The sequence below is a fragment of the Streptomyces sp. SBT349 genome (genome assembly GCF_001083795.1).
Classification (GTDB): Bacteria; Actinomycetota; Actinomycetes; order Streptomycetales; family Streptomycetaceae; genus Streptomyces.
Genome location: NZ_LAVK01000474.1, coordinates 1 through 4,625, shown reverse-complemented (window position 1 = coordinate 4,625; position 4,625 = coordinate 1). Strand labels below are relative to the sequence as shown.

General features: G+C 74.5%; 6 protein-coding genes. All 6 read right to left on the bottom strand.

The genetic code is table 11. The features are described from left to right. A partial coding sequence (locus ADY01_RS33080) for a helix-turn-helix domain-containing protein (RefSeq protein WP_049580445.1) occupies positions 1-213 on the bottom strand: 213 nt, incomplete at its 3' end. A 59-nt stretch (positions 214-272) separates the two neighbouring features. Continuing rightward, positions 273-1,703, bottom strand: coding sequence for an adenylosuccinate lyase (gene purB, locus ADY01_RS33075; RefSeq protein ID WP_049580444.1), 1,431 nt, complete (start codon positions 1,701-1,703; stop codon positions 273-275). Between the two features lie 11 nt (positions 1,704-1,714). After that, entirely contained in the window at positions 1,715-2,509 is a 795-nt protein-coding gene (locus ADY01_RS33070; RefSeq protein ID WP_078900817.1) for an SGNH/GDSL hydrolase family protein, read from the bottom strand. 39 nt (positions 2,510-2,548) lie between these two features. Beyond that, the gene (locus ADY01_RS33065; protein ID WP_049580442.1) at positions 2,549-3,034 is read right to left on the bottom strand and encodes a DUF5709 domain-containing protein; all 486 of its coding nucleotides are present in this window, start codon (positions 3,032-3,034) and stop codon (positions 2,549-2,551) included. 6 nt (positions 3,035-3,040) lie between these two features. Beyond that, positions 3,041-3,469: a DUF2267 domain-containing protein gene (locus ADY01_RS33060; RefSeq protein ID WP_049580441.1), complete on the bottom strand. Its 429-nt coding sequence runs from the start codon at positions 3,467-3,469 to the stop codon at positions 3,041-3,043. 73 nt (positions 3,470-3,542) lie between these two features. Next, positions 3,543-4,625 (bottom strand): phytoene desaturase family protein (locus ADY01_RS33055; protein ID WP_049580440.1); only part of this gene is annotated, 1,083 nt, incomplete at its 5' end.

Sequence of the window (4,625 nt, the reverse complement as noted above, 5' to 3'; positions counted from 1 at the left end):
GCCCCCACCGGCTCCCGACACCCCCGTCTCGGCGACGAGCCCCGCGTCCGCCAGGCCCTCCAGCGCGCCCTCGACCGTCGGCCGCGACAGGCCGGTCAGCCCGGCCAGATCCGTGAGCGAACACGCGGGCTCGGCGGCCCGCAACGCCCGCAGGACCGCCGCGGAGTTGATCTTGCGCAGCAGTGACGGATCACCGCCGGTGACACGCCCCACATCCGCCTCCCGCGCGCCGGTTCGACGAAGCCGGTTCCACAGAGCCGGTTCGCGCCGGTCTACAGAATGGCCCCCGGAGCGTACGCCGCCGCCTCGGGGTAGGTCTTCACGACCTCCTCCACCCGTTCCAGCACCGACGCCACCTGGTTCCCGGCGGCTCCCGTGAAGGACAGCCGGTCGGCCATCAGCGCCGCAAGCCCCTCCCGGCCCAGCGGGATCCGTTCGTCCCGAGCCAGCCGGTCCATCAGATCGTTCCCCTCCGCACCCTCCCGCAGGCGCAGCGCCGCCGCCACCGCGTTCTCCTTGATGGCCTCGTGCGCCGTCTCGCGGCCCACCCCGGCCCGCACCGACGCCATCAGCACCTTGGTGGTCGCCAGGAACGGCAGGTAGCGGTCCAGCTCCCGCGCGACCACGGCGGGGAAGGCGCCGAACTCCTCCAGCACCGTCAGGAACGTCTCGGCGAGCCCGTCGAACGCGAAGAACGCGTCGGGCAGCGCCACCCGGCGCACCACCGAGCACGAGACGTCGCCCTCGTTCCACTGGTCGCCCGCCAGCTCGCCGGTCATCGAGGCATAGCCGCGCAGCACCACGGCCAGGCCGTTGACCCGCTCGCAGGACCGGGTGTTCATCTTGTGCGGCATGGCCGAGGAGCCGACCTGTCCCGGCCTGAACCCCTCGGTCACCAGCTCCTGCCCGGCCATCAGCCGGATGGTCCTCGCCAGCGACGAGGGCGCCGCCGCCAGCTGCACCAGGGCGGTCACCACCTCGTAGTCCAGCGAGCGCGGGTAGACCTGCCCCACCGAGGTGAGCACCCGGCCGAACCCGAGGTGCGTCGCCACCCGCGTCTCCAGGTCGGCGAGCGCGGCCTCGTTCCCGCCCAGCAGGTCCAGCATGTCCTGCGCCGTCCCCACCGGGCCCTTCACGCCGCGCAGCGGGTAGCGCGCCAGCAGCTCCTCCAGGCGCCCGAAGGCGACCAGCAGCTCGTCGGCCGCCGTGGCGAAACGCTTCCCCAGCGTGGTCGCCTGGGCCGGGACGTTGTGCGAGCGGCCCGCCATCACCAGGCCCGCGTGCTCGCCCGCCAGCCTCCCCAGCCGCGCCAGCAGCGCCACCGTGCGGTCGCGCGCCAGCTCCAGGGAGCGCCTGATCTGCAACTGCTCGACGTTCTCGGTCAGATCCCGCGAGGTCATGCCCTTGTGGACCTGCTCGTGCCCCGCCAGCGCGTTGAACTCCTCGATGCGCGCCTTCACATCGTGCCGGGTGACCCGCTCCCGCTCGGCGATCGACCCCAGGTCGACGCGCTCCAGCACCCGCTCGTAGTCCTCGATCGCCCCGCGCGGGACGGCGACGCCCAGCTCGCCGAGCGCCGTGAGCACGGCGAGCCACAGCCTGCGCTCCAGCACCACCTTGTGCGCGGGGGACCACAGCGTGGCCAGCTCCACGGAGGCGTAGCGGCCGGCCAGAACGTTCGGAATGCGCGGCTTGTCAGTCACGCCACCGGATTCTACGGCCAGTTCTGGGGCCGGTTCTCCGTGACCAGCGGCATCAGCTCCGGCCGCTTGGGCAGGCGTCCGTCCCCCGAGGAACGGCCGGTCAGGCGGCGGCCGATCCACGGCAGCAGGTGCTGCCGCGCGAACCTGAGGTCCCGCCCCCGGCGCACGGCCCAGCCCAGTGGCGCGGTCACCGGCAGCGGCAGGTCCCACGGGAAGTCGGGCGTGTGCCCCAGCCGCTCCCACACGGCCTCCGCCACCCGCCGGTGCCCCTCGGCCGTCAGGTGCAGCCGGTCGTCCGCCCACAGCCGCGTGTCACCGAGCACCGGCGCCGCGTAGAGGTCCACCACCAGCGCGCCGTGCCGGTCCGCGAGCTCGTCGATGAACGTGAACAGCCGGTCCATCCGCCGCCGGTACCGTTCGAGCACCGGCCCCTGCCGCCCCGGGCTGCGCATCAGCACCAGCTGCTTGCAGCCGGGCGCGAGCCGCTCCACCGACGCGGCGAGCAGCCCGCAGACCTCCTCGATGTCGCAACGGGGCCGCAGCACGTCGTTCAGCCCGCCGACCAGGGTCACCAGGTCGGCCCCCATGGCCGCGCCCAGGGGCACCTGCTCGTGGGCGATCTGCCGCATCAGCTTGCCGCGCACGGCGAGGTTGGCGTACGCGAACTCGGGCACCCCGGCGGCCAGCCGCCGGGCGAGGAGGTCGGCCCAGCCCCGGTAGGTCCCGTCGGGCAGGGCATCGGACATGCCCTCGGTGAACGAGTCACCGAGGGCCACAAAGCTGCGGTAACCAGCTGCGTTTTCCATGGCGGCCACCATGGTAGCCAGCGTTGGAGAGGGGATGGCTCAGGGCTCGAAGCCCTCGGCCCGCTCCTCCTGTTCGTCCTCGGCGATGTGCATCGCCGCCTCCTCGGCGGCAGCCGCCCCGCCGTCGATGCCGACGTCCTCGGCCACGATGTCGACGTCGCGGCGCGGGCCGTCGCCCTCGTCGCCGACCAGGCGCCCGGACCGGTCCTCGCCGGAGATCTCGTCCTCGCGCGGCTCTCCCGCCAGGTCGGGGCTGTCGCCGATGCCGTCGCCCGGCGGCTGCCCGACGTCGGGCACCTCCTCGGCCAGCCGCCCGTCCAGCGTCTCGCGCTCGTGCTGCCCGGCCGCGGTGGTGCCGTAGTCGTTCACGGCCAGGGGCTTCTCGGGCGGCGAGTAGCCCTCGTCCAGCACCTCGTCGAGGTCCTTCTCCTCCAGCGCGTTGTCGAGGTCGGCCTCGTACCTGGACTCCCCGGCGAATTCGTCGGGCGGCTGGTAGACGTCGTCACCCATCGGGTCGTCGGTCACGTCAGCTCACCTCCCCGAGCCGTCGCCCGTCCCACCGGAGCTGCCCGCGAAGAGCACCCGGGCCAGCTCCTCGTCCAGCGTGTCGCGGATCTTCCGCGTCAGGCCGCCGACGGTCGCCTCCTCCGTCACCTCGACCACGCAACGGGCCTCGTGCACGGCCTTCGGCAGCTCGGCACCCGAGCGCTCGGCGACCCGCGCGAAGAACTGCTCGTTGGTCATCCGCACGCCGGTCGCGGGCAGGTCGGGGGCCGTGGCGACGCGCCGGAGGTGCTCGCCGATCTCCTGGGGGAGCTGGGCCGCCAGGTGCTCCGCCATCCCCGGCGGAATGCGCTCGGCCAGGGTCTCCAGGCTGGCGCGCGTCGCGGCCTCGGCGGCGCCCCTGCTGTCCAGCCGGGCGCGCGCCTGTACCTGTCCTATGAAGTCGTCGTGTCGCATGGCCGCCGGGTTCCCCCCGGTGGCCAGGCAAAACCGGCAGGTCGATCGGCGGGCCGGGGCCCCGGCCCGGCCCTCACCGCCCGAGGGCCGCCATGGCGGCGTTGTGGCCGCCGATGCCGCTCACGCCCCCGCCGCGCACCGCGCCCGCGCCGCACAGCAGCACGTTCGCGTGGCCCGTCGCCACCCCCCACCGCGCGGCCGGGTCCTCGGCGCGCTCCTCCGTGAAGGGGAAGGCGAGGTCCCCGTGGAAGATGTGGCCGCCCGGCAGCCGCAGGTCGCGCTCCAGGTCGAGCGGCGTCTTCACCTCGATGCAGGGGCGGCCCGCCGCGTCCGGCGCCAGGCAGTCGGCGATCGGCTCGGCCAGATGCGCGTCCAGCGCCGCGAGCGTCGAGGCCAGCAGTGCGTCCCGCGCCGCGTCGTGGTCGGCCGCGAACAGCCGGGCGGGGGCGTGCAGGCCGAAGAGCGTCAGCGTCTGGTGGCCGGACCCGGCCAGCTCGGGGGAGAGGATCGAGGGGTCCGTCAGCGAGTGGCAGTACACCTCGCTCGGGGGCGTCCCGGGCAGCCGCCCGGCCGCCGCCTCGCGGTGGGCGGACTCCAACTGCCCGTAGCCCTCGGCGATATGGAACGTCCCGGCGAACGCCTCCCGCGGGTCCGTGTCGCGGTCGCGCAGCGCGGGCAGGCGGCGCAGCAGCATGTTGACCTTCAGCTGCGCGCCCTCGGCCTCCGGCGGCGGCGGGTCGCCGAGCAGCGCGGCCAGCTCCCGGGGCGACGCGTTCACCAGCACCCGGTCCGCGCCGACCGCGCCGCTTCGGCCCGACCCGTTCTCGAACGCGACCTCGGCCCTCGTGCCGTCCGTGGCGATCGACGTCACCTCGTGCCCGGTGCGGATCTCGGCCCCCGCCGACCGTGCCGCCGCGGCCAGCGCGTCGGTCACCGCGCCCATGCCGCCCACCGGGACGTCCCAGGCGCCGGTGCCCTGGCCGATCACGTGGTAGAGGAAGCAGCGGTTCTGGACGAGCGACGGGTCGTGCGCGCCCGCGAAGGTGCCGATCAGCGCGTCCGTGAGCACCACGCCCCGCACCAGGTCGTCCCGGAACCCCGCCTCGATCGCCTCGCCCAGCGGCCGTTCGAACAGCGCCTCCCAGACGGCCCCGCC